Raw genomic sequence first — 26,795 nt, 5'->3', positions numbered from 1 at the left:
CTTCCGGATCTGTCGCTGCGGGCCGGGCCCGGGCGCGGGGTCGGGTCAGGGCAGGGGCTGGGGCGGGCGCGGGCCGGTGTACCGGCCGCTCGGGCGCATCCGCAGCGGGCGCTCCCCGTACTCCTCCAGGGCGTGCGCGACCCAGCCCGCGGTGCGGGCGACCGCGAACACCGTCTCGCCGGCTTCCGCGGGCATCCCGCAGGACACCGTGAGCACCGCCAGCGCCAGGTCCACATTGGCGTGCAGCCCGCGGCCCTGCCGGGCCGTCACCGCCACCACGTCCCGTGCGGCGGCCAGCGCCGGGGCGGCGGTGTCCAGCTCGGCGAGCCGGGCGAACAGCGCCCCGGCGCGCGGGTCCTCCCCCGAGTACAGCCGGTGCCCGAGCCCCGGCACCCGGCGGCCCGCGCGCAGGTGCTCGGCCACCACCGGCGCCGCCCCGCCCTGGTCCAGCACGTCCCGCAGCATCCGGTGGGCCAGCCGCCCCGCCGCGCCGTGCAGCGGCCCTTCGAGCGCGCCGAGGCCGGCCGAGACGGCGGCGTACGGATGGGCGCGGGCCGAGGCGGCGACCCGTACGGCGAGGGTGGAGGCGGCCAGGTCGTGGTCGACCAGCAGGCCGAGCGCGAGGTCGAGGACGGCGACCGCGCTGGGATCGGCCGGCCGGGCGGTCAGCCGCGTCCACAGCCGCCCGGCGAGCGGCCCGTCATCCTCGCCGTCGCCGTCGCCGTGCTCGGTCCCGTCCGGCCGTTCCGCCGCGGGCGGCAGCGCGCCGACCAGGGTGGGGATCAGGGCCCGCGCGGAGCCGAGCACGGCCTCCTCCGACAGATCGTGGCGCAGCGGATCCGCCACGGCCGCCGCGGCCGTGGCCACCCGCAGCCGGTCGACCGGACCGCTGTGCTCCGGCAGTGCGCGCACCGCCCGCCGGGCCGCCGCCAGCAGCTCCGGCGGTGCTGTGAACCGTGCACCGCGCGGCGGGCGCCCGGTCCAGAGCCACTCGGCGACCTCCTCGTACGCGTACCGGCCGGCCAGCTCCACGGCGTCCACCCCGCGGTACCAGTACCGGTCCGGCTCGATCAGGGTCAGTGCGGTGCGCACCGAGAGCTCCCCGGCCGGGGCCGCCGCCTCCCGCCGGTTGCGCCGGGCCAGCGCTGCGACCTCGGCGGCATCGAGGGTGCTGCCGCGGCCCACCGGGTCGCGGCGGCTGCTGAGCTGTCCGCGGCTGATGTACGCGTACACCGTGGCGGGTTTGACGCCGAGCAGCTCGGCGGCCTCGCGAGTGGTGAGCCGGTCATTCATGAATCCACCCTATACATGTTGATTCAATCAATATTGACAGTGACTGAGTCAAGGATGGATGGTCAAGGCATGAACTCAACCGTCGCAGTGCCCCGCGGGCTCGCGGGCGTCGTGGTCACCGAAACCGAACTCGGTGACGTCCGAGGCCGCGAGGGCTTCTACCACTACCGGCAGTACTCCGCCGTCGACCTCGCCACCCAGCGCACCTTCGAGGACGTCTGGCACCTGATGTTCCGCGGCACCCTGCCCGGCCCCGCCGAGCGCGCCGCCTTCGCAGCCGAGCTGGCCCCGCTGCGCCGGCTGCCCGCCGAGGTCCGCGACGCACTGCCCGCCCTGGCCCGGGCCACCGCGCTCTCCGGCCCCCTCGCGGGCCTGCGTACCGCGCTCTCCCTGCTCGGCGCCTCGGCCGGCTTCCGCCCCGTCTACGACCTCGCCCCCGGGCGCCGGGCCGCCGATGCGCTGGCGGCCTGTGCGGCCGTACCGACCCTGCTCACCGCGCTGTACCGGCTCGGGCAGGGGCTCGCCCCGGTGGAACCGCGCGAGGACCTTCCGTACGCCGCGAACTACCTCTACATGCTCACCGGCGAGGAGCCCGACCCGGTCCGGGCCCGGGCCGTCGAGCGCTACCTGATCTCGACGGTCGACCACGGCTTCAACGCCTCCACCTTCACCGCCCGTGTCATCGCCTCCACCGGCGCCGATGTCGCGGCCTGCCTCACCGGTGCGGTCGGCGCGCTCTCCGGCCCGCTGCACGGCGGTGCCCCGAGCCGGGCCCTGGACACCCTCGATGCCATCGGCACCGCCGACCGGATCGGCCCGTGGATCCGCGAGCGGGTGGCGGCCGGCGAACGGATCATGGGATTCGGCCACCCCGTCTACCGCACCGAGGACCCGCGCTCCCGCATGCTGCGGGAGATCGCAGTGCAGCTCGGCGGCCCCCTGGTCGACTTCGCCGTGCAGGTCGAGGCCCAGGTCGAGGCGATCCTCGCCGAGCTCAAGCCGGGCCGCGAACTGCACACCAACGTCGAGTTCTACGCCGGCGTGGTCATGGAGCTGTGCGGACTGCCCCGGGAGATGTTCACGCCGACCTTCTGTGTGGCCCGGGTGGTCGGCTGGAGTGCGAACATCCTGGAACAGGCCGCAGATTCGAAGATCATCCGCCCGGCTGCCCGGTACACCGGCCCGACCCCGCCGCAGCCCGTTCCGCCCGTCGCCTGACTACGATCGTCCGGGTGAACAGCAGGCAGCCCATCCCCGTCGTCGTGCTCGCCGGATTCCTCGGATCCGGCAAGACCACCCTCCTCAACCACCTCCTGAAGAGCAGCCGGGGCACCCGGATCGGGGTGGTGGTCAACGACTTCGGATCGATCGAGATCGACGCGATGAAGGTCGCGGGCCAGGTCGGGGACTCGATGGTGTCGCTCGGCAGCGGCTGCCTGTGCTGCGCGGTGGACGGCAGCGAGCTCGACGTCTACCTGGAGCGGCTCTCGCGCCCCGCGAACCGGATCGACGTCATCGTGATCGAGGCCAGCGGACTCGCCGAGCCGCAGGAACTGATCCGGATGCTGATGGCAGGCGAGAACCCCGCGGTCCGGTACGGCGGCATGGTCGAGGTCGTGGACGCCGCCGAGTTCGACGCCACCCGGGCCAGGCATCCCGAAACCGACCGCCACCTCGCCGTCGCCGACCTGGTCGTCCTCAACAAGACCGACCGGGTGGCGGCGGAGGAGCGGGCCCGGATCGAGGCGGTGCTGGCCGGGCTCTGCCCCGGCACCCCGGTGATCCCCGCCGACCACGGCCGGATCGACCCGGAGCTCCTCTTCGACCGGCGGCCGTGGACCGAGACCCGCGGCCAGCTCTCCTTCGAGGACCTCCTCGCCGAGGCCGACGACAGCCACGCCGACCACGCCGAGCACGCACACACCCGGTACGAGAGCACCGAGTTCGTCTCCGACCAGGCCCTCAGCCCGCGCCGGTTCATCGACTTCCTCGACTCCCGGCCCGCCGGTCTCTACCGCATCAAGGGCTACGTCCACTTCGGCGTCCCCGGACACGACGACCGGTACGAGATCCACGCCGTCGGACGGTTCCTGCGCTTCACCCCGCAGCCCTGGGGCCGCGCCGAACCCCGCCGGAGCCAGCTCGTCCTGATCGGCTCCGGCGTGGACGGCCCCGCCCTGCTCGCCGGACTCGCCGCCTGCCGCGAGCCCGAGCCGGAACTGCTGAGCCCCGACACGATGTGGGGCGTCCTGCGGTATGTCTCCGGCGAGCCGGCGGAACCGGAACCGGAAGCTCAGGCGACGTCGATGCCGTAGTCCGCCAGCAGGTCCACCAGCCCGCCCCGGTAGCCCTTGCCGCCGGGGACGAAGTCCCAGTCGCCGCTCGCCCGCCGCCGGAACGAGCCGAGCACCAGGGCCGTTTCGCCGGGCCGGCCGTCGGAGACGGCGAGCCGGCCGGCTTCCGCTCCGGCCGCGTCCGACAGGCGGATGTACGCATCGGTGAACCCCGCCAGGTCGGCAGCCGGATCGGCCTCCGGATCGATGGCCGCCACCAGCACCAGCCGGTCCGCGGCGGCCGGGAGACCCTCGAAGGACACCTCGAGCGCCGCCTTGTCCGGCCCGGCGTGGGTGCGGGAGCGGACCGAGCCGTCCGGGGTGCCCGGATTGTTGAAGTAGACGAAGTGGTCGTCGCCGAGGGCCCGGTTGCCGGTGCACACCAGCGCGCACACGTCCAGCGCCACCGCACCTGCCCAGGAGAGCCCCAGGACGTTGTGGTCCTCGGCCGTACGCTGCTCCTCCGGTATCCCGCCCGTGCGCGCGGCGGCCGGCCCGCCCAGCCGTCCGCGCAGTCCGTGCCGGTGCAGCAGGTCCACCAGCTCCGGCCCGGACACCAGCTCCAGCGGCTTGCCCTCCGCGAACGTCCGCGAACCCGGGCCGAACGAGGACGTGGTCACCAGCACGCCCTTGTTCGCCCCCGCGTCCTGGACCGTCCCGTACAGATCACGGACCGCCGTCGGCGGCACCGTGTTCCGGTACCGCTTCACCTGGACCACGATCCGGCCACCCCGGATCGGTGCCGGGTCCAGCGCCTCGACGTCCACCCCGCCGTCCCCCGACCGCTGGGTGGTCACCGCTTCCATGCCCATGGCCCGGAACAGCTCGGCCACCAGGCCCTCGAAGGCGATCGGGTCCATCTCGTAGAGATCCGGATCGGTCTCCGGGCCCGCCCCGCCGTGGGTGACCACACCGGCGCCGACCTCCTCCGGCATCCGGCCCGGCCGGACGGCGGCCAGCTGGTCCGGGCGCCCGGAAAGCTGCCCGCGCAACCCCTCCACCAGGCAGTCCACGGCGCTGACCTGCTCCAGGTGCAGGCCGTCGAACGCAGCGCGGGCCACCGCCACCGACGCCAGGACGATCTGTGCCTGCCGGCCCGTCACCGGATCGTGGTCGTCCACGAAGCCGTTGACCACGACCGAGTGCAGGGCCCGGAACTCGTCCGCCGCATACAGCTCGCGGACCACCAGCAGCAGACACTGCGCCAGCGCGTCCCGGTACAGCGCCCGGCGCTGTGTCACCGGGCGGGCCGTCTCCTTCTCCTGGTCGGCGGTCGGCATGTACCGGACGGCCCGGGCCTCCGGGACGATCCCGTACTTCGGCAGCTCCCAGCTCAGCACCAGCTGCCGGGCACCGGAGTCGTAGGCCGCGGACAGCTGCCGGGGCAGCTCCTAGGGCCAGGCCGTGGACGCGTACAGCGCGGCGGAGAAGTACTCCACCACCGCCTCCGGATCCCCGGCCCGCAGTGCCCCGCCCAGCTCGGCCAGCCCCTCGTTGTGCCGGCGGATCTCGGCGAGCCGCTCGGCCGCCCACCGGTCGTACTGCGCGCGGTACGCCGCCAGCCGCTCCCGGCGGTCCGCCTCCTCGGCATGGGCGGCCTGCCAGGCCTGGGTGTAGCGGGCATGGGCCGCACGCTCGGCCTGCGCCCGGCGGGCGGCACCCAGGCCCCAGCCGCCCGGGTCCTGGAACGCCCTGAGCTCCGGCATCGGAACCGGCTGCGCCAGTGTGCCGGGGGCGAACGGTTCGATCTCCTCCGGGCGGTGCATCGTGGCCAGCCGGAACGCAGGCATCCGGCAGCCGGCCGCCAGCATTCCCTGGAGCCGGGCGACCTGCGCCTCGATCTCCTCGGTCCGCCGCCGGGCCTCTGCCTCCCGGTGCTGCCGGTACGCGGCCCGCTGCTCGCGGCGGTCGCGCGCGGCCTCCCGCTCGTACGCCCGCTGCCGGCGCTCCAGCTCCCGCTGCTGCATCAGCTGCGCCTGGTGCTGCTGCCGCTGGGCCTCGGCCCAGATGCCGACCAGCCCGCTCGATCGTCGGCTCATCCGCTGTGCCTTCCCCCGCCTTCGGTCCTGTACCGACTGTAATTGAGGGTCGGTCAGACAGGACCCGGGCCGTTGCTCCCGCCCGGGTCCTGCGCCGTCGGTTCCGGCAATGTCCGGCTACCGCCGAACGCCGGCTACAGCGGGGCTCCGGCCACCACGGCCACCGCCGTCGGCAGCGGCGCGCCCGAGCCGTCGCGGCGCGGGTCCGGCTCCGGCAGGTCCACCGGCATGCCGTTCGCTGCGGCCCCGCGGGCCGGAGCGTGCCCCGCCCAGGCCAGGGTCAGCAGGTCCTCGCCCTTCAGGAACCGCTGGCAGCGCACGCCGCCGGTGGCCCGGCCCTTGCGCGGATACTGGTCGAACGGGGTCAGCTTGGCCGTGGCCACCGAGTCGTCCAGGGTGCCGTGCGAGCCGGCCACGCTGAACACGTACGCCTCCGCGGCCGGGTCCACCGCCGAGAAATGGATCACCTTGGCGGTGCCGGCGAGCTTGATGCCCGCCATGCCGCCGGCCGGCCGGCCCTGCGGGCGCACCTGCCCGGCCGGGTAGCGCAGCAGCTGGGCGTCATCGGTGATGAAGACCAGGTCCTCCTCACCGGTGCGCAGCTCCACCGCGCCGACGATCCGGTCGCCCTCCTTGAGGGTGATGACCTCCAGCTCGTCCTTGTTCGCCGGATAGTCCGGCACCACCCGCTTGACCACGCCCTGCTCGGTGCCCAGCGCCAGGCCCTGCGAGTTCTCCTCGTCCAGGGAGAGCAGGCAGACCACCTTCTCGTCCGGTTCCAGGGCGGACAGGAACTCGGTGATCGGGGCGCCGCCCGCCAGGTTCGGCGCGGCGGCCGTGTCCGGCAGCTGCGGCAGGTCGATCACCGACAGCCGCAGCAGCCGGCCGGCCGAGGTGACCGCACCGACCTCGGCCCGGGCGGTCGCCGCCACCTGCGAGACGATCAGGTCGTGCCGGCTCCGCTTGCCGTCGCCCTCGGGCAGCGGCTCCGCCGTCACCGTACGGGCCAGCAGGCCGGTGGAGGACAGCAGCACCCGGCACGGGTCGTCCGCGACCTCCAGCGGGACCGCGGCCGGCTGGGCGCCCGCCGATTCCAGCAGCACCGTACGCCGCGCGGTACCGAACTTCTTCGCCACCGCCGCCAGTTCCGCGGAGACCAGCTTGCGCAGCTCGCTGTCGGATTCCAGGATGCCGGTCAGCTCGTCGATCTCGCCGGTGAGGCGGTCGCGCTCGGACTCCAGCTCCAGCCGGTCGAACTTGGTGAGCCGGCGCAGCGGGGTGTCCAGGATGTACTGGGTCTGGATCTCGCTCAGCGAGAAGCGCTCCATCAGGCGCTGCTTCGCCTGCGCCGAGTTCTCGCTCTCCCGGATCAGCGCGATGACCTCGTCGATGTCGAGCAGCGCCACCAGCAGGCCCTCGACCAGGTGCAGCCGGTCCCGGCGCTTGGTCCGGCGGAACTCGCTGCGCCGCCGCACGACCTCGAAGCGGTGGTCGAGGTAGACCTCCAGGAGCTCCTTCAGGCCCAGCGTCAGCGGCTGCCCGTCCACCAGCGCCACATTGTTGATGCCGAAGGACTCCTCCATCGGCGTCAGCTTGTAGAGCTGCTCCAGCACGGCCTCGGGGTGGAAGCCGTTCTTGATCTCGATGACCAGGCGGAGGCCGTGCGAACGGTCGGTGAGGTCCTTGACGTCCGCGATGCCCTGGAGCTTCTTCGAGCCGACCAGGTCCTTGATCTTCGCGATGACCTTCTCGGGACCGACCGTGAAGGGCAGTTCGGTGACGACCAGGCCCTTGCGGCGGGCGGTCACGTTCTCCACCGACACGGTGGCGCGGATCTTGAAGGTGCCGCGGCCGTTCTCGTACGCGTCCTTGATGCCGGACAGCCCGACGATCCGGCCGCCGGTCGGCAGGTCCGGACCCGGCACGAAGCGCATCAGCGCCTCGAGATCGGCGTGCGGGTGGCGGATCAGGTGCCGGGCGGCGGCGATGACCTCCCCCAGGTTGTGCGGAGGCATATTGGTGGCCATGCCGACCGCGATCCCCGAGGCCCCGTTGACCAGCAGGTTCGGGTACGCGGCCGGCAGCGCGACCGGCTCCCGCTCCTGGCCGTCGTAATTCGGCGCGAAATCGACTGTGTCCTCGTCGATCGACTCGGTCATCAGCGAGGTCGCGTCGGCCATCCGGCACTCGGTGTACCGCATGGCGGCCGGCGGGTCGTCATTGCCCAGGGAGCCGAAGTTGCCGTGGCCGTCGACCAGCGGAAGCCGCATGGAGAAGGGCTGCGCCATACGCACCAGCGCGTCGTAGATCGAGGCGTCGCCGTGCGGGTGCAGTTTGCCCATGACCTCGCCGACGACACGGGCGCACTTGACGTATCCGCGGTCCGGGCGCAGGCCCATCTCGTTCATCTGGTACACGATCCGGCGGTGCACCGGCTTCATGCCGTCACGGGCGTCCGGCAGGGCCCGGGAGTAGATCACCGAGTACGCGTACTCGAGGAAGGAGCCCTGCATTTCGTCGACGACGTCGATGTCGAGGATCTTCTCCTCGAAATCCTCCGGCGGCGGGGTCTTCGTGCTGCGGCGGGCCATCGCTGCGGCGCTCCTTATCCAAGTGGACCGGGCTGATCGGGCTGATCGGGCGGGTGGGCGGTGCTTGCTGGTCGGGCTGTTCGGGTCGGCCGGCGGGCCGGCCGGGCGGGCTGGTCGGGCTGGGTCTGACGCGGACCATTGTGGCCCCACGCTCTGACAACGCCGACTCCGACCCTGGGGTCCCGCCCGGACGGCGCCCGGGGGAGTGACCCGGGAACTTCTCCACGGGCCGACGCGCTTGCATACAGTGACAGGTCTGACAGGAATCCCAGCATCGCGATCGAAGGGACCACATGCCCATGGGTCACACGGCCACCGAGCAGACCGCTTCAGGCGGCCTGACAGCGACCGAGCACCGGCTGGCCAACGGCCTGCGCGTGGTGCTTTCCGAGGACCACCTGACCCCGGTCGCCGCGGTCTGCCTCTGGTACGACGTCGGCTCGCGCCACGAAGTCAAGGGCCGTACCGGTCTGGCTCACCTCTTCGAGCACCTGATGTTCCAGGGCTCGGCGAGCGTCCCGGGCAACGGGCACTTCGAACTGGTCCAGGGCGCCGGCGGCTCCCTCAACGGCACCACCAGCTTCGAGCGCACCAACTACTTCGAGACGATGCCCGCCCACCAGGTGGAGCTCGCCCTGTGGCTGGAGGCGGACCGGATGGGCTCGCTGCTGGCCGCCCTGGACGACGAGTCCATGGAGAACCAGCGCGACGTCGTCAAGAACGAGCGCCGCCAGCGGTACGACAACGTTCCGTACGGCACCGCCTTCGAGCGGCTGACCGCCATGGCCTACCCGGAGGGCCACCCGTACCACCACACGCCGATCGGCTCCATGGCCGACCTGGACGCGGCCTCCCTGGAGGACGCCCGCGCCTTCTTCCGTACGTACTACGCGCCCAACAACGCGGTGCTCTCGGTGGTCGGCGACATCGACCCCGAGCAGACCCTCGCCTGGATCGAGAAGTACTTCGGCAGCATCCCCGGCCACGACGGCAAGCAGCCGCCGCGGGACGGCACGCTGCCCGACGTCATCGGCGCGCAGCTGCGCGAGGAGATCGTCGAGAAGGTCCCGGCCCGCGCCCTGATGGCCGCCTACCGGCTGCCGCACGACGGCACCCGCGCGTGCGACGCCGCGGACGTGGCCCTGACCATCCTGGGCGGAGGCGAGTCCTCCCGCCTGCACAACCGGCTGGTACGCCGCGACCAGACGGCCGTCGCGGCCGGCTTCGGCATGCTGCGGCTGGCCGGAGCGCCCTCCATGGGCTGGCTGGACGTGAAGACCTCCGGCGGGGTCGAGGTGCCCGACATCGAAGCCGCCGTGGACGAGGAGCTCGCGCGGTTCGCCGCCGAGGGCCCGACCGCGGAGGAGATGGAGCGCGCCCAGGCCCAGCTGGAGCGCGAATGGCTGGACCGGCTGGGCACCGTGGCCGGCCGCGCCGACGAACTGTGCCGGTTCGCCGTCCTGTTCGGCGACCCGCAGCTGGCGCTGACCGCCGTCGGGCGGGTGCTGGACATCACGGCCGAGGAGGTGCAGGCCGTGGCCGCCGCCCGGCTGCGCCCCGACAACCGGGCGGTGCTGGTGTACGAGCCGCTGGCCGAACAGGGCGCCGAGACCGCCGAGAACGACGAGAACGAGGGGGCGGAGCAGTGAGCGACACCGCAGCCGTCACGATGACCTTCCACCCGCAGCCGCAGGCCGGCGAGGCCCGCCCGTGGGCCTTCCCGGCCCCCGAGCGCGGCACCCTGGACAACGGCCTGACGGTGCTCCGCTGCCACCGGCCCGGCCAGCAGGTGGTGGCCGTCGAGATCATCCTCGAGGCCCCGCTGGACGCCGAACCGGCCGGACTGGACGGCGTGGCCACCATCATGGCCCGGGCGCTGTCCGAGGGCACCGACAAGCACTCCGCCGAGGAGTTCGCCGCGGCGCTGGAGCGCTGCGGAGCCACCCTCGACGCGCATGCCGACCACCCGGGCGTCCGGGTCTCCCTGGAGGTCCCGGCCTCCCGGCTGCCCAAGGCCCTCGCGCTGCTCGCCGAGGCGCTGCGCGCCCCCGCCTTCGCCGACGCCGAGGTGGACCGGCTGGTCCGCAACCGGCTCGACGAGATCCCGCACGAGCTGGCCAACCCGCAGCGCCGGGCCGCCATGCAGCTGTCCAAGGAGCTCTTCCCGGCCACCCTGCGGATGTCCCGGCCGCGCCAGGGCACCGCGGAGACCGTGGCCCGGATCGACTCCTCGGCCGTACGCGCCTTCTACGAGGCCCATGTCCGCCCGGCAGCCGCCACCGCGGTGGTCGTCGGCGACTACACCGGCACGGACCTGAGCGCCGTTCTGGCGGACACCCTGGGCGCCTGGACCGGCGGCAGCGCGGAGCGGCGGCCGGCCACCCCGGTGACCGCCGACGATGCCGGCCGCGTGGTCATCGTGGACCGGCCCGGCGCGGTCCAGACCCAGCTGCTGATCGGCCGTGTCGGTCCGGACCGGCACGACCGCGTCTGGCCGGCCCAGGTGCTCGGCACGTACTGCCTGGGCGGCACCCTCACCTCCCGTCTGGACCGGGTGCTGCGCGAGGAGAAGGGCTACACCTACGGCGTCCGCGCCTTCGGGCAGGTGCTGCGCTCCACCTCCCCGACGTCCCCGGAGGGGGCAACCGGTGCGTCCATGCTCGCCATCAGCGGCTCGGTCGACACCCCGAACACCGGTCCGGCGCTGGAGGACCTCTGGACGGTGCTGCGGACGCTGGCGGAGGGCGGCCTGACCGATGCCGAACGGGACGTGGCGGTGCAGAACTTGGTGGGCGTCGCCCCGCTGAAGTTCGAAATGGCCGCCTCCGTCGCGGGCACCCTCGCAGACCAGGTCGAGCAGCAGCTTCCGGACGACTTCCAGGCGGAGTTCTACGCACGGATGGCGCGAACCGGCACGGTGGAGGCGACCTCGGCGGTGGTCAGCGCCTTCCCGTTGGACCGTCTGGTCACCGTCCTGGTCGGCGACGCGGCGCAGATCGAGGGGCCGGTGCGGGCGCTCGGCATCGGTGAGGTGACGGTGGTCGCCAACTGACCTGCGGGCGGCGCCCGGAGGCCGGGGCCTTGGTGGTTCATCCACCAAGGCCCCTTTCCTTGGCCGAATGTCCGGTTAGGTGGGTGGTTCCCCGTATGCCGTGTGGCGTACGCAACAAAAAGGCGCGTCTGTTTGGCGATTGGCTGATGATCCGCCTAGCGTCGGTCCCGCTGTCCGTCAGCTGTAACTGCCGCACCCGCGGCACCGGGCAGCAATCGCCGAGTCCCCGTCAGGCGCGAGCCTGGGGAGCCGGGGACCCACATCAGTCCCTGGGGTGAATCGGTCCGCCTCGAAAGAGGGGGGCCGTAGGAGACCTTCCTGCTCCGAACCCGTCAGCTAACCCGGTAGGCGAGAGGGAAGGAAAGGACCAGCCCCTTCATGGCGTTCGGCAGTCGTGCCGCCGGTTCCGGCAAGCACCGTGGTTCCAGCCGTCTGAGCAAGAAGACCGCCGGCATTGCCGGGATCGCAGCCCTCGCCACCACCGGTGTCGTCGGCTCCTTCGCCGCTCCGGCCTTCGCCGCGGACAACGATCACGCGAGCACCGACACCGGCAATCTCAACGCCGTCGTGGTCGCCGACGACCTGGCCGGTGACATCGAGACCCAGGCCGCAGCCCAGCAGCACGCCGCCGATGCCGCCGCCGCCAAGGCGCAGGCCGAGGCCGAGGCGCAGCAGCGGGCCGCCGAGGCGAAGCGCATGGCCGAGGCCAAGGCGAAGGCCGAGCGCGAGGCCAAGGAGCGCGCCGAGCGCGAGGCCGAGCGCAAGCGGCTGAACACCTTCGTCTCTCCGCTCGGTGACTCGTACGTCTCCACCCAGTACAAGGCCGGCGGCGGCATGTGGTCCTCCGGCAGCCACACCGGCATCGACTTCCACGCGGACTCCGGCACCGTGGTCCGCTCGGTGGGTCTCGGCACGGTCGTGGAGGCCGGCTGGGGCGGCGCGTACGGCAACAACGTCGTCATCAAGCACGCCGACGGCACCTACACCCAGTACGGCCACCTCCTCTCCCTGAGCGTCACCGCGGGGCAGCAGGTCACCCCGGGCCAGCAGATCGGCCTGTCCGGGTCCACCGGCAACTCCAGCGGCCCGCACCTGCACTTCGAGGCCCGGACCGGCGCGGACTACGGCTCGGACATCAACCCGATCACCTACCTGCGCAGCCACGGCGTCAGCATCTGATTCCGGAGCCCGCCCGGTAGCACCCGCAGCATCGAAGAAGACCCCCGGCTCATCGAGCCGGGGGTCTTCTTCTTTTGCTTTCCGGCCCCACTCGGAAATAATCGTGTGCTGCAATAGGGTGGGGATAACGGCGTCGGTAATAAGCGGAGGTCCGGTCTTGCGTATTCCTGCGCACGCGGTGTGTACGGCAATCCGCGACGATATCGTCACCGGAGTCTTCGAGCCCGGCAGCAGACTCACCGAGGAACTGCTGGCCCGCCGGTACGGGGTCTCCCGGGTCCCGGTGCGCGAGGCCCTGCGCACGCTGGAGTCCGAGGGCTTCGTCACCACCCGGCGGCACGCGGGCGCCTGCGTGGCCGAGCCGACCGAGCAGGAGGCGGCCGACCTGCTGGAGCTCCGGCTGCTGCTGGAGCCGCTGGCGGCTGCGCGGGCGGCCCGGCGCCGCACCGACGCGCACCTCAAGGTGCTCCGCGGTCTCGTCCGGCTGGGCCGGGAACGGGCCCGGCAGGGCCAGGGCGAGGATCTCCGGGCCCTGGGCGGCTGGTTCCACGAGACCCTGGCCCAGGCCTCCGGCAGCCCCGGGCTGATCGCCCTGCTGACCCAGCTGCGCCACAAGGTGGCCTGGATGTACGCGGTGCAGCTGCCGGCCAAGCCGGCGGAGTCCTGGGCGGAGCACGGGGCGATCGTGGACGCGGTGGCCCGCGGCGACGCGGAACGGGCGCGGGCGCTGACCGCGGCGCATGCGGAGCGGGCCGGCGAGGCGCACCGGATGAAGGTGCACCGGGCCGGCGCCGGGCCGGTGAGGACTTCGCAACCTGCCGTAAACATGTCGAGCGGCCGGCATTAACAGAAGCCGTATACAAAGGACCGGAATAGCGCCGGATGCCGAGCCGGACGGAAATATACTGCTGCCCGGAATGGGGAAGTAATCGCGGGGTGTTTTTCCGCGGTCCCGGATAATCGGCCCCGCGAAATCGACGGGAGCCGCGGCCCCCGTCCTCCGGGGCCGCGGCTCCGCCGCAGAAATCTCTATTCGGGACGAACCCGAGGGGTCAGACCGTCTCGGGGAGCTCCTCGAGGCCCTCCGCGACCAGCTTCGCCAGGCGCTCGAGCGCCGCCTCCGCGCCCTCGGCCTCCGACGCGAGGATGATCTCCTCGCCGCCCTGGGCGCCCAGGCCCAGCACCGCGAGCATGGAACCGGCGTTGACGGGGTTGCCGTCCACCTTCGAGATGGTCACCGGGACGCCGGAAGCGGTCGCCGCACGGACGAAGATCGAGGCGGGACGAGCGTGCAGGCCCTCGGCCCAGCCGACGTTGACGCGGCGCTCTGCCATGGTGATGCCCTTCAGGTTCTTACGGTTGTCTAGACCAGTCTCTCACGGCGCCCCGAATGCTCCGACCGACCTTCGGCCCGGATCCTCCGTCGTTAGAGTTTTCCCAGCTTGCACCGGTTTGCCCCTACCCGCCTAACGCGCCGCGCGAGCGCTTCGCGGCCCGTTCGGGCCGTAGGATCAGGCCATGACCACCGCGTCGGATCCTTCGTACCCGGCCCACTGGGAAGCGGACGTCGTACTGCGCGACGGCGGCACCGCCCGGATCAGGCCCATCACCACCGAGGACGCCGGCCGTCTGGTCAGCTTCTACGAACAGGTCTCGGACGAGTCGAAGTACTACCGGTTCTTCGCCCCCCACCCCCGGCTCTCCGACCGCGATGTGCACCGCTTCACGCACCACGACTACGTGGACCGGGTCGGCCTCGCCGCCACCATCGGCGGGGAGTTCATCGGCACCGTCCGCTACGACCGGATCGGCCCCGACGGCCGCCCCGCCTCCGGCACCGCCGACCAGGCCGAGGTCGCCTTCCTGGTCCAGGACGCGCACCAGGGCCGCGGGGTCGCCTCCGCCCTCCTCGAACACATCGGCGCGGTGGCCCGCGAGCGCGGGATCCGCCGCTTCGTCGCCGAGGTGCTGCCCGCCAACACCAAGATGATCAAGGTGTTCAAGGACGGCGGCTACCAGCAGCGCCGCAGCTTCGAGGACGGATCCGTCCACCTCACCCTCGACCTCGAACCCACCGCGGAGTCCCTCGCCGTCCAGCGCGCCCGGGAACAGCGGGCCGAAGCCCGCTCGGTGCAGCGGCTGCTCGCCCCCGGCTCGGTCGCGGTGATCGGCGTCAGCCGGTCCGGTGCCGGCGTCGGCGCCGCCGCCCTCCGCAACCTGCGCGACAGCGGCTTCCGCGGCCATCTGTACGCCGTGAACGACGCGCTCGCCCCCGGCATAGCCGGCGACCTCCTCGAAGGGGTCCGCGCCTACCGCAGCCTCGCCGGCATCGGCGCCCCGGTCGACCTCGCCGTGGTCGCGGTCCCCGCCGAGCGGGTCCCCGAGGCGGTCGCCGCCTGCGGCGAACACGGGGTCCAGGGCCTGGTGGTCCTCTCCGCCGGCTACGGGGAGAGCGGCCCCGAAGGCCAGGGCCGGCAGCGCGAACTGGTGCGCCAGGCCCGGTCGTACGGCATGCGGATCATCGGCCCCAACGCCTACGGTGTGATCAACACCTCGCCCGAGGTGAGCCTGAACGCCTCGCTCACCCCCGCCCCCGCGCCCGCCCGCGGCCGGATCGGCCTGTTCACCCAGTCCGGCGCCATCGGAATCGCCCTGCTCTCCGGCCTGCTCCGGCGCGGCGAAGGCCTGTCCTCCTTCGTCTCGGCCGGCAACCGGGCGGACGTCTCGGGCAACGACATCCTCCAGTACTGGTACGAGGACCCCGATACGGACGTGGCCCTGCTGTACCTCGAAACCCTCGGCAACCCGCGGAAGTTCACCCGGCTCGCACGCCGCACCTCCGCCGTGAAGCCGGTGGTCGTCGCAAAGGGCGGCCGGCACAGCGGGGCCACCCCCGCCGGACACGCGGTGCCCGGCACCCGGCTGCCCGACGCCACCGTCTCGGCCCTGCTCCGGCAGGCCGGCGTGATCCGCGTGGACACGGTCACCGAACTGGTGGACGCGGGCCTGCTGCTGGCCTCCCAGCCGCTGCCGGCCGGCCCGCGCGTCGGCATCCTCGGCAACTCCGAGTCGCTCGGAGTCCTCACGTACGACGCCTGCCTCTGGGAGCGGCTGCGCCCGCATCCGCCGCTCGACCTGACCACGGAGGCCACCCCGGCCGATTTCCACGAGGCTCTCGCCCGGGCGCTGGCGGACGAGGCCAACGATGCGGTCGTGGTCACCGCCATCCCCTCGGTGGGGGAGCCCGGCCTCGCCGACGACCTGGCGGAGGCCCTGCGGGCGGCGGTCGAGGCCGGGCCGGCCAAGCCCGTCCTGGTGGTCCATGTGGAACTGGGGGAGCTGGCGGATGCGCTGTCCGCCGCGCGAAGCGGCGGTCCCGGCCTCCGGCCCCGACCGTCCCCCGCCCCGTCCCCGAACCCCGCCCCGTCCTCGAACCCGGCCCCGTCCCTGGACCCGGCCCCGTCCCCGAAGCCGGCGCCGGCCCCCGCCCGGGCCGTAGCGCCATCGGCACCGGACTCGCCGGCGCCCGGCTCCGCGGACCCGGCTCGCCCTGCGCCCGCCGATCCGGCCGGCCCCGCCCGGATCCCCGCCTACCCCGCCGCCGAGCGGGCCGTCCGGGCCCTCGCCCAGGCCGTCCGGTACGCCGACTGGCGCCGCGCCAACGCCGAGGCCGGCAGCGTGCCCGAGTACGAGGACATCGACGAGGCCGGCGCCGCCGCCCAGCTGGCCGGCCTGCTCCGCCCGGTCGCCGCGACCGAGACCGTCACCCTGGCGGACCCCGACGCCCACGAGCTGCTGGCCCGCTACGGGATCACCGTGCTGCCCACCCTCCCCGCACCCACCCCCGACGCCGCCGCCGAAGGAGCCCGCCGGCTCGGCTACCCGGTGGCCCTCAAGACCACCGCCCCGCACCTGCGCCACCGCGCCGACCTGGGCGGGGTACGACTGGACCTCACCACCGAGGCGGAACTGCGCCGGTCGTACGAGGAGCTGACCGAGGCCCTCGGGAAGCCCGCCGAGCTCCAGCCCGTCGTCCAGTCGATGGTCCCGCGCGGGGTGGACACCGTCATCCGCTCCGTGATCGACCCCGCCGCCGGAGCGGTCCTCTCCTTCGGTCTCGCCGGGGTCGCCTCCGAGCTGCTCGGCGACACCGCCCACCGGCTCGTCCCCGCCACCGCCCGGGACGCCGCCGAACTCATCCGCTCCATCCGGACCGCACCCCTCCTGTTCGGCTGGCGGGGCAGCACCCCCGTGGACACGCCCGCCCTGGAGGACCTGCTGCTCCGGCTGTCCCGGCTGGTCGACGACCACCCGGAAGTGGTCGGAGTCACCCTCGAACCCGTGGTGGTCGCCACCGAGGGCCTCTCCGTCCTCAGCGCCTCCGTCCGCATCGCCCACCCGCCCGCCCGTACCGACCTCGGGCCGCGCACCCTCCCCAGCTACTGAGCCGGCCACCGGGCCGCGCACGGCGAGGCCGGGGGAGTCGCCACGGGCCTTAGGATGGACCTCATGGCGAAATCCGGTACGACGACCCAGGGGCTGCGCGCGGCGATCGAGCGCAGCGGCTACTACCCGGCCCTCGTGGCCGAGGCCGTGGAGGCCGCGGTGGGCGGCGAGCCGATCTCGTCGTACCTGGTCCACCAGGAGACCACCTTCGACTCCAACGAGGTGCGCCGGCACGTCACCGTGCTGGTTCTGACCGGCAACCGGTTCATCGTCAGCCACACCGACGAGCAGGCCGCCGACGCCGGATCCCCGTCCCCGTACGCGACCACCTCGACCGAGTCGGTCAAGCTCGCCGGGATCTCCTCGGTGGTGCTCAGCCGCGTGGTCGCCAACCCGGAGTCGTACACGCCCGGCACCCTGCCTCGTGAGGTCGTCCTCACCATCGGCTGGGGCGCCGTCTCCCGGATCGACCTGGAGCCCGCCGCCTGCGGCGACCCGAACTGCGACTCCGACCACGGCTACACCGGAAACTCCACCGCCGACGACCTGAGCCTGCGGGTCAGCGAGGCCGGCGACGGCCCGGAGGCGGTCCGCCAGACCCTCCTCTTCGCCCAGGCGCTGAGCGAGGCCACCGCGGCCACCGCGGCTGCGGCATCGGCGGGATCCGCCCGCTGATGACGTACTCGCCCGCGCAGGACTGGCACGATCCGGAACTGCTGGACCTCGGCGGCGCCCCGGTGCCCGAGTACGGCGCCGGCTCACTCGCCGACCTGCTGCCCACCCTCGTGGCAGGCCAGGGCGTGCCGGGCTTCTCCGCCACCCTCACCGAACTCACCCCGGCCGACCGGAACTGCGTGTTCCTGATCGACGGGCTCGGCTGGGAGCAGATCAAGGCCCACCCGGACGAGGCGCCGTACCTCACCTCGCTCCTCCCCACCTCGCGCGGCGGCACCGGCCGGCCGATAACCTCCGGGTTCCCGGCGACCACCGCCACCTCCCTGGCCTCGGTCGGCACCGGCCTGCCCCCGGCCCGCCACGGCCTGCCCGGCTACGCCGTGCGCAACCCGGCCACCGGCGAGCTGATGAACCAGCTCCGCTGGCAGCCCTGGACCTCTCCGCAGGTCTGGCAGCCGTACCCGACCGTCTTCCAGCGCGCCGACGCGGCCGGCATCGCCACCGCCCAGGTGTCCTCCCCGGCCTTCCAGACCACCCCGCTGACGAAGATCGCGCTCAGCGGCGGCACCTTCCTCGGCCGGATGACCGGTGAGGAGCGGATGGACCTGGCCGCGGACCGGCTCGCCGCCGGAGACCGCTCGCTCGTCTACACGTACTACAGCGAACTCGACGGCGCCGGCCACCGGCACGGGGTGGACTCCGATGCCTGGCGCGGGCAGTTGATGCACGTGGACCGGCTGGTCCGGCGGCTCGCCGAACAACTGCCGCCGCGCACCGCGCTGTACGTCACCGCCGACCACGGCATGGTGGACATCCCCTTCGACGAAGACTCCCGGATCGACTTCGACGAGGACTGGGAACTCGGCGCCGGAGTCGCCCTGCTGGGCGGCGAGGGCCGGGCCCGGCACGTCTACGCGGTGCCCGGGGCGGAGGCCGACGTCCTCACCGTCTGGCGTGAGGTGCTGGGCGACCGCTTCTGGGTCGCGAGCCGCGAGGAGGCCCTGGAACTGGGCTGGTTCGGTGCCCCCGGCGACTGCGACGAGCGGGTCCTGGGGCGGATCGGAGACGTGGTCGCCGCGGCCCACGCCGATGTCGCCATCACCGCCTCGGTCAACGAGCCGAACGAGTCGGCCCTGACCGGCATGCACGGCTCGCTGACCCCGGCCGAGCAACTGGTCCCCCTGCTCGAGGTCCGCTCGGCCTGACCCGCCAGCCGCCCGCCGCCCGCCGCTCCCGTTCCGAGTTCCCGATCCGCCGAAAGGTCCCGTACTTCCCATGCCCGAGCTGGTGTTCTTCTCCGGAACGATGGACTGCGGAAAGAGCACTCTGGCGCTCCAGATCGCGCACAACCGCGCCGCGCGGGGTCTCCAGGGCGTGATCTTCACCCGCGACGACCGGGCCGGCGCGGGCAAGCTCTCCTCCCGCCTCGGCCTGGTGACGGAGGCGATCGAGGCGCCGGAGGGCATGGACCTGTACGCGTACCTGGTCCGGGAGCTGTCGGCCGGCGGCAAAGCGGACTACGTGATCGTGGACGAGGCGCAGTTCCTCGCGCCGGAGCAGATCGACCAGCTCGCCCGGATCGTCGACGACCTGGACATGGACGTCTTCGCCTTCGGCATCACCACGGACTTCCGCACCAAGCTCTTCCCGGGCTCGCAGCGCCTGATCGAGCTGGCCGACCGCCTCGAACAGCTCCAGGTCGAGGCCCTGTGCTGGTGCGGCGCCCGGGCCACCCACAACGCCCGTACGGTGGGCGGGGAGATGGTCGTCGAGGGCGCCCAGGTGGTCGTCGGCGATGTGAACCGCCCGGCGGAGGAGATCGGCTACGAGGTTCTGTGCCGCCGCCACCACCGCCGCCGCATGACCTCGGCCACGGCCCACGCGAGCGCCCTCTCCCCGGACGTCCTCCCGGTCAACCACGCCTGACCGGCAGCCGGAGCCGGTGCTTCTCGGGGAAACCCGCACGTACGGCGGCACGCCTCGGTAGCTTTGCCGTCCAGGGAAGCTCGTGTGCCGGAGGGGCAGCGTGGGGGCAGCACCGGGAACACCGCGGCTGGGCGTGGTGCTCGTACATGGATTCAAGTCGTCGCCGGGCATGTGGGATCCGCTCCGCCGGCTGATCGCCGGTGATCCCGGTCTCGGCTTCGTCGAGACCCTGGCCTTCCGCTACTCCACGCGGTTGTGGGAGTTCGACCCGCGCCGGGCCATCCCGACGTTCGACACGGTCGCGGACAGCCTGAAGGAATACCTCGACACCGAGGCGGATGCCTTCGGCCGCCTGATGCTGGTCTCGCACAGTCAGGGCGGCCTGATCGTCCAGCGCCACCTGACCCGGATGACCGCCGAGGGCCGTGGCTCCGACCTGCAGCGGATAGCCCGGGTGGTGCTGCTGGCCTGCCCGAACAACGGCTCCGAGATTGCGCTCTCGCTCCGGCGTCGCCTGCTGCGGTGCAATGTCCAGGAGCATCAGCTGCGCCCGCTCAACGAGCAGGTCACCGATACCCAGCGCGCCGTCCTCCGCGACATCGTCCACGCCGACCGGGTGACGGCGAGCAGCTGCCCGATCCCGTTCTCCGTCTACGCGGGCGAGACCGACAACATCGTTTCGCCGGCCTCTGCGCGCGGTGTCTTCCCGGACGCCGCGGTACTGCCCGGGGACCATTCCGGCATCGCCCGGCCGACGGCCCCCGACCACCGGACGTACACGACGCTCCGCCGCCTGATCCTGCTCACTGCCGCGGGCACCGAACCCCGTGCCGAGCCACAGACCGAATCCGGTGCCGAACCGCAGCCCGAGCCCGAGCCCGAGCCCGGTGCCGAGCCGAGGGCCGATGCCGAGCCGACGGCCGGACCGCCCGCCGCCCTCCCGGACACCTTCAAGGTCGTGGCGGCTGCCGAGCGGGTCTCCGATATGGACGATGCCGGTTTCCGGCTCACGATCGTCCGTCTGATGCGGAACTCCCTGGCCGCGAGCTCCGGTTTCTCCGCCTCCTACCGGGCGCACCCGCGGGACCACCTGGTGGAAATCGTCGAACGGTGCCACGCGCACCGGAACCCACCGGCCGCGCTGGCCGCCTTCCGTGATGCCGTGACCTCCCTCCGTCCCGAAGACGCCGCCGCGGCCGACCTGCGAGCCGTGCTCGCACACCTCCGGTGACGCAGGCTGCCGGGATGCCGGACGGGGAGGCGCCCGGCTGGAGCGTGCAGGACGTGGAACGGCTCCGCACCACGCTGGGAGCCTTCTCCGACCTGGACGACCCGCAGGTCTTCCGGCAGGTGAGAGTCCTGATGGGCAGACAGCTCGGCGAGGGACCCGGCCCGTTCCCCGTGCCTGCCTACAACGATCCGCGCAGCCAGATCGCAGCCCTGGTCGATGTCATGGACCGGCACCAGGACCCCGAGCGGGCACTGCGGGCCCTCGCGGACACCCTGGGGTATCTGCGCAGCGAGGAAGCGGCCATGGCCGAACTCGACGAGCTGGTCGAGGAACTGGCCCCGTCGGGACGGCTTCCCCGGTCCCGGCTGCGGGCGGTGGCCGCGGAACTCGACGCGTTGAGGGCCATCGTGCCGCCGGCCGTGGCGAGCGGTGCACTGGACCGGGCCCTCCTGCCGGGGGAGCCCTCCGGTCTGCGAGGTTCCGAGACCGTGTCGGGGATGCTGCTGCGGCTGAACGACGCACGGGAGCCGGCCGGGGGCAGAGCCGCCGCCGAAGGTCCGCTGGTCCTGCGGTTCCTGGCCGAGCTGGCCGCAGCCCTGCCCGGAGAACCGGCGGAGCTGCTGCGCAGCCATCTCGTCCTGGCCGGCCGTGAACTGGGGCTCGCGGTGGACGTACGGAACGCCCTGGCCGCCCGCTGCCGGCCGGCAGCCGGCCGGGTGCCCCACCCGCCCGGCCGCCGTGTCCTCCAGATCCGGCTGAGCGAGACCTCTCCCGGCAAGCAGGAGTACGAAGTGGACGCCACCCTCTTCGACTGGACCGACGACGGCCTGCGCCGGCCGCGCAAGCGGGAGGCCGAACAGCCCTACTCCCTCGGTGACCTCCAGCAACTCGGGCACACCTGCCTGATCCAGTGGGAGGACCTCGCGGCCCGCCTGGACCGGGCGCACTCGGTCCGGGTGGAGTTCCTGCTGCCGTGGTCACTGCTCGACCACCCGGTCGAGCGGTGGCTGACCGACACCCAGGGATACCTGCTGGGCCACAAGTACCCCGTGGTCATACGGTCGCTGGACCGGATGCGGCAGCAGTCCTGGCACCGGGACTGGCAGCGCCGCTGGCAGGCGTTCAACCACCCGGATGCGCCGGGACCGCCCGAACAGGGGGTCGGCTGGCTGGCCCTGGAGGCCACCGCCTCGCTGGACGGGGGAGGGCACGGCGCCGACATCCTCCGGCTGCGGGGCCGCGAGGGGGAGGTCAGGGCCTGGCTCGACACCCGTCCGGACAGTGCCGGGCTTGCCCTGGCGTTCGCCTACGACCATCGCGACCCCCGCCGCGCGGGTGCCCTCAGGGAAGCCGTGTGCGAGGGAGTCCCGTTCATGGTGTGGCGGCGCGACGGCGGCAACCCGGCCGAGCTCGCCGAGCGGCTCCGGGAGCCGGCGCGGCAGCGCTTCGCCGATCTGCCGGCCGTCCTGAGGCTGTGGCGGCGCAGCGCGTCCCGTGACGACGCCGCGGACATGCACAACCACCTGACGCTGCTCTGGGACGATCCGCACTGCGTCCCCCCGGAATCCGTCCTGACCGCTCCTGCACCGGAGGGCAAAGCATGACCGCCGACGCCGAACCCTGCGACGCCGAAGCCGACGCCGAACCCTGCGCCGCCGAACCCGACTGGTGGATCTACCGTTGCTCCCCCGAGCCGCACAACGGCATCCGGCGGCTGCCCAAGGCGCCGTCCTGGCGGTCGTTCTCCGACGGAACGGAGCGCACGGACCTGCTCGACCCTCCGGCCCCGACCTCCGTGGCCGGCCGGCACAGCCGCCGGGGCCGGAACCTGCGCACCTTCCGCTACCAGGCGGAACGCAAGGAGATCCACCTGGTGAACATGGCGCTGCTGCTGCGCCGGCCGCTGCTGGTGACCGGACCGCCGGGAGTCGGCAAGTCGACACTGCCCTACAGCATCGCCGGGGAACTGGGGCTCGGTCCGGTGCTCCGCTGGTCCGTCACCAGCCGCACCACCCTGCAGAACGGGCAGTACGAGTACGACGCCGTCGGACGCCTGCAGGACAGCGGGCTGCTCGGGCGCGGGCAGGAGACGGAACCGCCCGAGATCGGACACTACCTGCGGCTGGGCCCGCTGGGCACCGCCCTGTTGCCGTGGCGGATCCCGCGCGTCCTGCTCATCGACGAGATCGACAAGAGCGATGCGGACTTCCCCAACGATCTCCTCCACGTGTTCGAGGAAGGTGAGTTCACCGTCCGTGAACTCGCCCGCCTGCGCCGGCCCACCGCCACCGTGATGACCGCGGACGACGAGGAACGGGTGGAGCTGACCGGCGGCCGGGTCCGCTGCCACGAGTTCCCCCTGGTGGTCATGACCAGCAACGGGGAACGGGAGTTCCCGCCTGCCTTCCTTCGGCGCTGTATCCGTCTGGAGATCCACCGACCGGACCGGCACAAGCTGGCCCGGTTGCTGGACGCCCTTCTGCCGCCCTCCGACGCCCCAGCGACAGCCGCCTACGAGAAGCTCGTCGGCGAGTTCCTCCGCAAGCAGGACGACGAAGGCGCCGAACTCGCCAACGACCAGTTGCTCAACGCGGCACTTCTGGCCCAGCAGCTCTGGGCCGACCCCGAGGAGCGCGGTCTGATCGTCGACCACCTGCTGCGTCCGCTCAACGAGGGCTGACCGGTGGCAGGGGAAGCGGGCCGGAGCCCGTACCGGCTGCCGGCGGACGACGACGGTCCGTCCGTCGTGGACCTGGCGGACGCGCTCTGGCTGGCCCGTTTCCTCGGACGGTCGTCACCGGCACGCGAACCGGAGGCCGGATCCGGAGCCGGAGCCGGGGCCGGGGCCGCCGGCTCCACCGGACCGGATACGGAAACGGGACAGCCGGCCCGCACCCCCGGCCCGCGTCCGCAGACGCCGCTGCATGCGGTGACGGCGCCGACGGCTGCCGCACTGCAAGAGCCGCCCGGGGATGCCGTACCGGGGCCGCGGGGTGCCGGGGCCGCGCCGGTGCGGGTGGGCCGGGAGAGCGTGCTGACCGACCCCCTGGCGATATCCCGGGCACTGCGACCGCTCAAGCAGCGCGCGCCCGGTCCGGGCACCCCTCTGCTGGACGAGGAGGCGACAGCCAGGGCAAGCGGCGAGAGCCTGATGTTCCTGCCCGCCTGGAAGACGCCCACCGAACGCCGGTTCGCGGTCGACCTCGTCGTCGACACCGGTCCATCGATGGCCATGTGGCAGCAACTGGCCACCGAACTACAGACACTGTTCGAGGCGCACGGCGCCTTCCGGGTGACGGACACCTGGTCGCTCGACACCGGCGCCCCCCGGCCGAGGCCGGAACCGTTCCACCGCACGTCCCGCGGCAGGCCGCAGCGGGCCTTCCCGCCCCGGCAACTCGCCGATCCCACGGGCAGGCGACTGCTCCTGCTGCTCACCGACGGGGTGGGGCCGCTGTGGCGCAGCCCGGAGCTCATGGAGGCGGTCGACCGCTGGTCGCGCACCCGGCCGGTGGCCGTCCTCCAGGTCCTGCCGCACAGCCTGTGGCACCGTACGGCCCTCGTTCCGGAGCACGTCCTCGCCCGCTCCGGCGCACCGGGCCGGGCAACGGCGCTGTTCCGCCCCCAGACACCGCACCGGCGGGCTGCCCGGGGGCCGATCCGGCACCAGCGCTGGGTGCCGGTACTGGAACTGCGCCCGGACTGGCTGGCCCCCTGGGCCCGCCTGGTCGCCGGGCAGGCGGGCGACTGGATTCCGATGATGGCCCTCCGGGCCGGCGCCGAACCGCTCCCGCTCCCGCCCCTGCTCCCGGGCTCGGACCACGACCCGGCAGCCCCTGACCCGGCAGCCGCCGACCCGGCGGCGCTCGTCGAGGGCTTCCGCGGCGAGGCGTCGGCCGGGGCGTTCGAGCTGGCCGGCTATCTGGCGGCGGTGCCCCTCGTGCTCCCGGTGATGCGCCTGGTCCAACGGGCCATGATGCCCCGGTCGGGCACCGCCCATCTCGCCGAGTTCTTCCTGTCCGGGCTGCTCGTCCAGGTTCCGGACCAGCCCGGATCGGACAGCGACCCGGACCTGACGCTGTACGAGTTCCGGCCCGGCGTCCGCGAGGCCCTGCTGGACACCCTGACCCGGCGTGAGTCGCTGCGGGTCCTGGACGTTGTCAGCCGTGTCTCCGGCCGGGTCGCCCGGCGCCTCGGCGGCACCCTCGACTTCCGGGCCCTCATCCCGGCTCCAGGGTCTTCCGAGGGCTGGCGGCTCCCGCAGGACAGCCGGCCCTTCGCCCGGGTCGCCGCCAAGGTTCTGGCGGGGGCCGGCCACGAGTACAAGTCCGTGGCGGAGGCACTGGCCGAGGCAGCGGACGGGCCGACGGTCCGCGGCCGGCTGACGGCGTCGCCGCCGACCGACCGCAGGGACCCCGTAGAGCTGATCAGCCGCCTCGCAGCCGCGGCGACCGTCCGCGTCCACAGTGCGGAGCGCGTGGACGGCATGGTGGGCAGTGGCTTCTTCGTCTCGCCCAACCGGGTGCTGACCAGCGCCCATGTCCTCCCGGCCTACTCGCTCCACGCGACGGGCGCCGGACTTCACAGGGTGCGGATCGGCTACGGCGACCAGTTGCTCAGCGGCGTCGTCGAGTGGGCCGGGCTCGACAACCGCCCCCGAACCGGCAGCGGGCCGGAGCCCGACCTGGCGCTGATCCGGGTGCTCGATGAGGTCGACCATCCCTGCGTCTGGGTCACCGAACGTCCTCCCGGCAGTGTCGTCCTCGGTGGGCCGACCGTGTGCTTCGGCTGGAGCATGGTGGACGGCGAGGCCCGGCTCCACAGCTTCCGCTGCACCAACGACGGAGTGTTCGACGGACCGGACGACGAACGGCTGCTCAGGCTGGTGGGCGGACCCACCATCCTGCCGGGCATGTCCGGCGGCCCGGTGGTGGACCTCGGCCACGGCGAGGTCATCGGGGTGCTCAGGGGCATCTCCGGGCAGAACGTGCGTACTGCCGTGCCGATCCAGGAACTGCGGCACCTGCCGGTCACCGTGGACCCGCAGGAGGACCTGTACCAGCAGCTGTTCACCGCCCACGATCTGTACCACGCCGATCGCAACTCCGCCGCCCACGAACCCGGCACCACCTGGACCGACGTGCACACCCTGCTCGGCCGCACCACCCACATCGCCGGGCGCACCGAGTTGCTCGGTATGCGGCGGCGCGCCGGCGGCAATGCCTCCGCGCGGCGAACCTCCTCCGACCGGACCGGGCCGGAGGTACTACTGGAGATCTTCCCCGCCGATGACAGCGGCCGGCACGGCTGGCGGATCGCCATCGTGTGGGACGACAGCGAGGTGACCCCCATGCATGCCGACGAGGAGGGTGCCGCACCCGAAGCCCTGCCGGGTCTGCTGGCCCGGCCACTCGCCGAGACGCTGGAGCGCTGCGACAGGACCGGCTATGCCGCCCCACTGCAGCTCGCGCTGCCCTCCGATCTGTTGCCGGACCTCGACGTCGAACGCTGGCGCCTCGGCGCCCGCGGCGGCCTTATGCTGGGCGCCGAGCGCCCGATCGTCACCCGCCTCGTGGGCGGCCCGACCGCCGGGGGCCTCGCCATCAACGAGCAGCGCCGAACGCGCTGGCGCTTTCTCCACGGCGGCCCACCGGTCCCGGTGATCCTGGACGGCGAAGTGCGCACCGAGTTGCAGGTCCTGCCGCCCTCCGCCGTCCCGGTCCTGTCCGGCGGCGGCGCCACCTCCGAGGTGCTGCACGACCTGATCGTCGCCGGCCACCCGGTCGTCCTCTGGCGGCGCCGGCCGCTCGCCCCGGGCTTCTTGGACGCCGAGTTCCGGGAAGGCGTCAACCAGCTGGTGGGCGCCCGCAGCACCGAGGACCTCCCCGCCGCCCTCGCCTCACTCCGCTCCCGGCTGGTTCGCGGCGACGTGAACGCGCACTGGTCCGACGGCCTCGCCCTGCTCTACGACGACCCGACCAGCCCCCTGCCCGGTCCCGGTGACGGCGACCTGCCGGAGGCGCCATGAGC

17 protein-coding genes, 1 pseudogene and 1 riboswitch are annotated in these 26,795 nt (G+C 73.0%); of the genes and pseudogenes, 14 read left to right on the top strand and 4 right to left on the bottom strand.

The window, feature by feature from the left end; translation table 11 throughout:
- Window positions 1-45: 45 nt before the first annotated feature.
- Window positions 46-1,293, bottom strand: coding sequence for a citrate synthase (locus DEJ50_RS08505; protein ID WP_150206963.1), 1,248 nt, complete (start codon window positions 1,291-1,293; stop codon window positions 46-48).
- A 54-nt stretch (window positions 1,294-1,347) separates the two neighbouring features.
- On the opposite strand from DEJ50_RS08505, the gene DEJ50_RS08500 reads away from it, so the two are divergent.
- Window positions 1,348-2,511 (top strand): citrate synthase/methylcitrate synthase, encoded by a 1,164-nt coding sequence (locus DEJ50_RS08500; protein ID WP_150206962.1) that lies wholly within the window; start codon window positions 1,348-1,350, stop codon window positions 2,509-2,511.
- A 14-nt stretch (window positions 2,512-2,525) separates the two neighbouring features.
- The gene (locus DEJ50_RS08495; protein ID WP_150206961.1) at window positions 2,526-3,608 is read left to right on the top strand and encodes a CobW family GTP-binding protein; all 1,083 of its coding nucleotides are present in this window, start codon (window positions 2,526-2,528) and stop codon (window positions 3,606-3,608) included.
- On the opposite strand, the pseudogene DEJ50_RS08490 reads toward DEJ50_RS08495, so the two are convergent.
- A pseudogene (locus tag DEJ50_RS08490) lies at window positions 3,587-5,665 on the bottom strand (restriction endonuclease). The gene DEJ50_RS08495 and the pseudogene DEJ50_RS08490 sit on opposite strands and share 22 nt — an antisense overlap.
- Before the next feature lie 134 nt (window positions 5,666-5,799).
- Window positions 5,800-8,256, bottom strand: coding sequence for a DNA topoisomerase (ATP-hydrolyzing) subunit A (locus DEJ50_RS08485; RefSeq protein ID WP_150206960.1), 2,457 nt, complete (start codon window positions 8,254-8,256; stop codon window positions 5,800-5,802).
- 293 nt (window positions 8,257-8,549) lie between these two features.
- Between DEJ50_RS08485 and DEJ50_RS08480 the strand changes: the two genes are divergently transcribed.
- From DEJ50_RS08480 to DEJ50_RS08465, 4 genes are all read left to right on the top strand, one after another.
- Window positions 8,550-9,905 carry a M16 family metallopeptidase gene (locus DEJ50_RS08480; RefSeq protein WP_190344365.1) on the top strand — a complete coding sequence of 452 codons (1,356 nt, stop codon included), beginning with the start codon at window positions 8,550-8,552 and terminating at the stop codon, window positions 9,903-9,905.
- Window positions 9,906-9,925: 20 nt separating this feature from the next.
- The gene (locus DEJ50_RS08475) at window positions 9,926-11,308 is read left to right on the top strand and encodes a M16 family metallopeptidase (RefSeq protein ID WP_150212004.1); all 1,383 of its coding nucleotides are present in this window, start codon (window positions 9,926-9,928) and stop codon (window positions 11,306-11,308) included.
- 206 nt (window positions 11,309-11,514) lie between these two features.
- Window positions 11,515-11,674, top strand: a riboswitch (cyclic di-AMP (ydaO/yuaA leader).
- 12 nt (window positions 11,675-11,686) lie between these two features.
- A complete protein-coding gene (locus DEJ50_RS08470) occupies window positions 11,687-12,487 on the top strand; it encodes a M23 family metallopeptidase (RefSeq protein ID WP_150206958.1) in 801 nt (266 codons plus the stop codon).
- A 157-nt stretch (window positions 12,488-12,644) separates the two neighbouring features.
- Window positions 12,645-13,334, top strand: a complete 690-nt coding sequence (locus DEJ50_RS08465; RefSeq protein ID WP_150206957.1) for a GntR family transcriptional regulator — start codon at window positions 12,645-12,647, stop codon at window positions 13,332-13,334.
- Window positions 13,335-13,539: 205 nt separating this feature from the next.
- Here DEJ50_RS08465 and DEJ50_RS08460 read toward each other — a convergent pair whose 3' ends face one another.
- Window positions 13,540-13,821 carry an HPr family phosphocarrier protein gene (locus DEJ50_RS08460; RefSeq protein ID WP_150206956.1) on the bottom strand — a complete coding sequence of 94 codons (282 nt, stop codon included), beginning with the start codon at window positions 13,819-13,821 and terminating at the stop codon, window positions 13,540-13,542.
- Window positions 13,822-14,005: 184 nt separating this feature from the next.
- On the opposite strand from DEJ50_RS08460, the gene DEJ50_RS08455 reads away from it, so the two are divergent.
- The 8 genes from DEJ50_RS08455 to DEJ50_RS08420 all read left to right on the top strand — a co-directional run bounded on the left by DEJ50_RS08455 (window position 14,006) and on the right by DEJ50_RS08420 (window position 26,793).
- Window positions 14,006-16,933: a bifunctional GNAT family N-acetyltransferase/acetate--CoA ligase family protein gene (locus DEJ50_RS08455; protein ID WP_150206955.1), complete on the top strand. Its 2,928-nt coding sequence runs from the start codon at window positions 14,006-14,008 to the stop codon at window positions 16,931-16,933.
- Window positions 16,934-16,996: 63 nt separating this feature from the next.
- Complete coding sequence (locus DEJ50_RS08450; RefSeq protein WP_150206954.1) at window positions 16,997-17,608, top strand: DUF5998 family protein; 612 nt, start codon at window positions 16,997-16,999, stop codon at window positions 17,606-17,608.
- Window positions 17,608-18,813: an alkaline phosphatase family protein gene (locus DEJ50_RS08445; protein WP_150206953.1), complete on the top strand. Its 1,206-nt coding sequence runs from the start codon at window positions 17,608-17,610 to the stop codon at window positions 18,811-18,813. The genes DEJ50_RS08450 and DEJ50_RS08445 overlap by 1 nt, the downstream gene beginning before the upstream one ends.
- 70 nt (window positions 18,814-18,883) lie before the next feature.
- Window positions 18,884-19,534, top strand: coding sequence for a thymidine kinase (locus DEJ50_RS08440; RefSeq protein WP_150206952.1), 651 nt, complete (start codon window positions 18,884-18,886; stop codon window positions 19,532-19,534).
- Between the two features lie 100 nt (window positions 19,535-19,634).
- Window positions 19,635-20,765, top strand: coding sequence for an effector-associated domain 2-containing protein (locus DEJ50_RS08435; RefSeq protein WP_150206951.1), 1,131 nt, complete (start codon window positions 19,635-19,637; stop codon window positions 20,763-20,765).
- A 14-nt stretch (window positions 20,766-20,779) separates the two neighbouring features.
- On the top strand, window positions 20,780-22,369 hold the full coding sequence (locus DEJ50_RS08430; RefSeq protein WP_150206950.1) for an effector-associated domain 2-containing protein: 1,590 nt from the start codon (window positions 20,780-20,782) through the stop codon (window positions 22,367-22,369).
- Window positions 22,366-23,445: an AAA family ATPase gene (locus tag DEJ50_RS08425; protein WP_150206949.1), complete on the top strand. Its 1,080-nt coding sequence runs from the start codon at window positions 22,366-22,368 to the stop codon at window positions 23,443-23,445. Before DEJ50_RS08430 ends, DEJ50_RS08425 begins: the two co-directional genes overlap by 4 nt.
- A 3-nt stretch (window positions 23,446-23,448) precedes the next feature.
- Window positions 23,449-26,793: an SAV_2336 N-terminal domain-related protein gene (locus DEJ50_RS08420; protein WP_150206948.1), complete on the top strand. Its 3,345-nt coding sequence runs from the start codon at window positions 23,449-23,451 to the stop codon at window positions 26,791-26,793.
- Window positions 26,794-26,795 lie beyond the last annotated feature (2 nt).

The sequence above is a fragment of the Streptomyces venezuelae genome (assembly GCF_008642295.1).
GTDB classification, from domain to species: Bacteria; Actinomycetota; Actinomycetes; order Streptomycetales; family Streptomycetaceae; genus Streptomyces; species Streptomyces venezuelae_C.
Note: the sequence above shows the minus strand (reverse complement) of the source record. Positions and strands in the feature narration are given on the sequence as shown.

Bases quoted from the DNA above. Each gene is read 5' to 3' on its own strand.
- DEJ50_RS08505 (WP_150206963.1), bottom strand. From the start codon at position 1,293: ATGAATGACCGGCTCACCACTCGCGAGGCCGCCGAGCTGCTCGGCGTC.
- DEJ50_RS08500 (WP_150206962.1), top strand. From the start codon at position 1,348: ATGGATGGTCAAGGCATGAACTCAACCGTCGCAGTGCCCCGCGGGCTC.
- DEJ50_RS08485 (WP_150206960.1), bottom strand. From the start codon at position 8,256: ATGGCCCGCCGCAGCACGAAGACCCCGCCGCCGGAGGATTTCGAGGAG.
- DEJ50_RS08480 (WP_190344365.1), top strand. From the start codon at position 8,550: ATGCCCATGGGTCACACGGCCACCGAGCAGACCGCTTCAGGCGGCCTG.
- DEJ50_RS08475 (WP_150212004.1), top strand. From the start codon at position 9,926: ATGACCTTCCACCCGCAGCCGCAGGCCGGCGAGGCCCGCCCGTGGGCC.
- DEJ50_RS08470 (WP_150206958.1), top strand. From the start codon at position 11,687: ATGGCGTTCGGCAGTCGTGCCGCCGGTTCCGGCAAGCACCGTGGTTCC.
- DEJ50_RS08460 (WP_150206956.1), bottom strand. From the start codon at position 13,821: ATGGCAGAGCGCCGCGTCAACGTCGGCTGGGCCGAGGGCCTGCACGCT.
- DEJ50_RS08455 (WP_150206955.1), top strand. From the start codon at position 14,006: ATGACCACCGCGTCGGATCCTTCGTACCCGGCCCACTGGGAAGCGGAC.
- DEJ50_RS08450 (WP_150206954.1), top strand. From the start codon at position 16,997: ATGGCGAAATCCGGTACGACGACCCAGGGGCTGCGCGCGGCGATCGAG.
- DEJ50_RS08445 (WP_150206953.1), top strand. From the start codon at position 17,608: ATGACGTACTCGCCCGCGCAGGACTGGCACGATCCGGAACTGCTGGAC.
- DEJ50_RS08440 (WP_150206952.1), top strand. From the start codon at position 18,884: ATGCCCGAGCTGGTGTTCTTCTCCGGAACGATGGACTGCGGAAAGAGC.
- DEJ50_RS08430 (WP_150206950.1), top strand. From the start codon at position 20,780: ATGCCGGACGGGGAGGCGCCCGGCTGGAGCGTGCAGGACGTGGAACGG.
- DEJ50_RS08425 (WP_150206949.1), top strand. From the start codon at position 22,366: ATGACCGCCGACGCCGAACCCTGCGACGCCGAAGCCGACGCCGAACCC.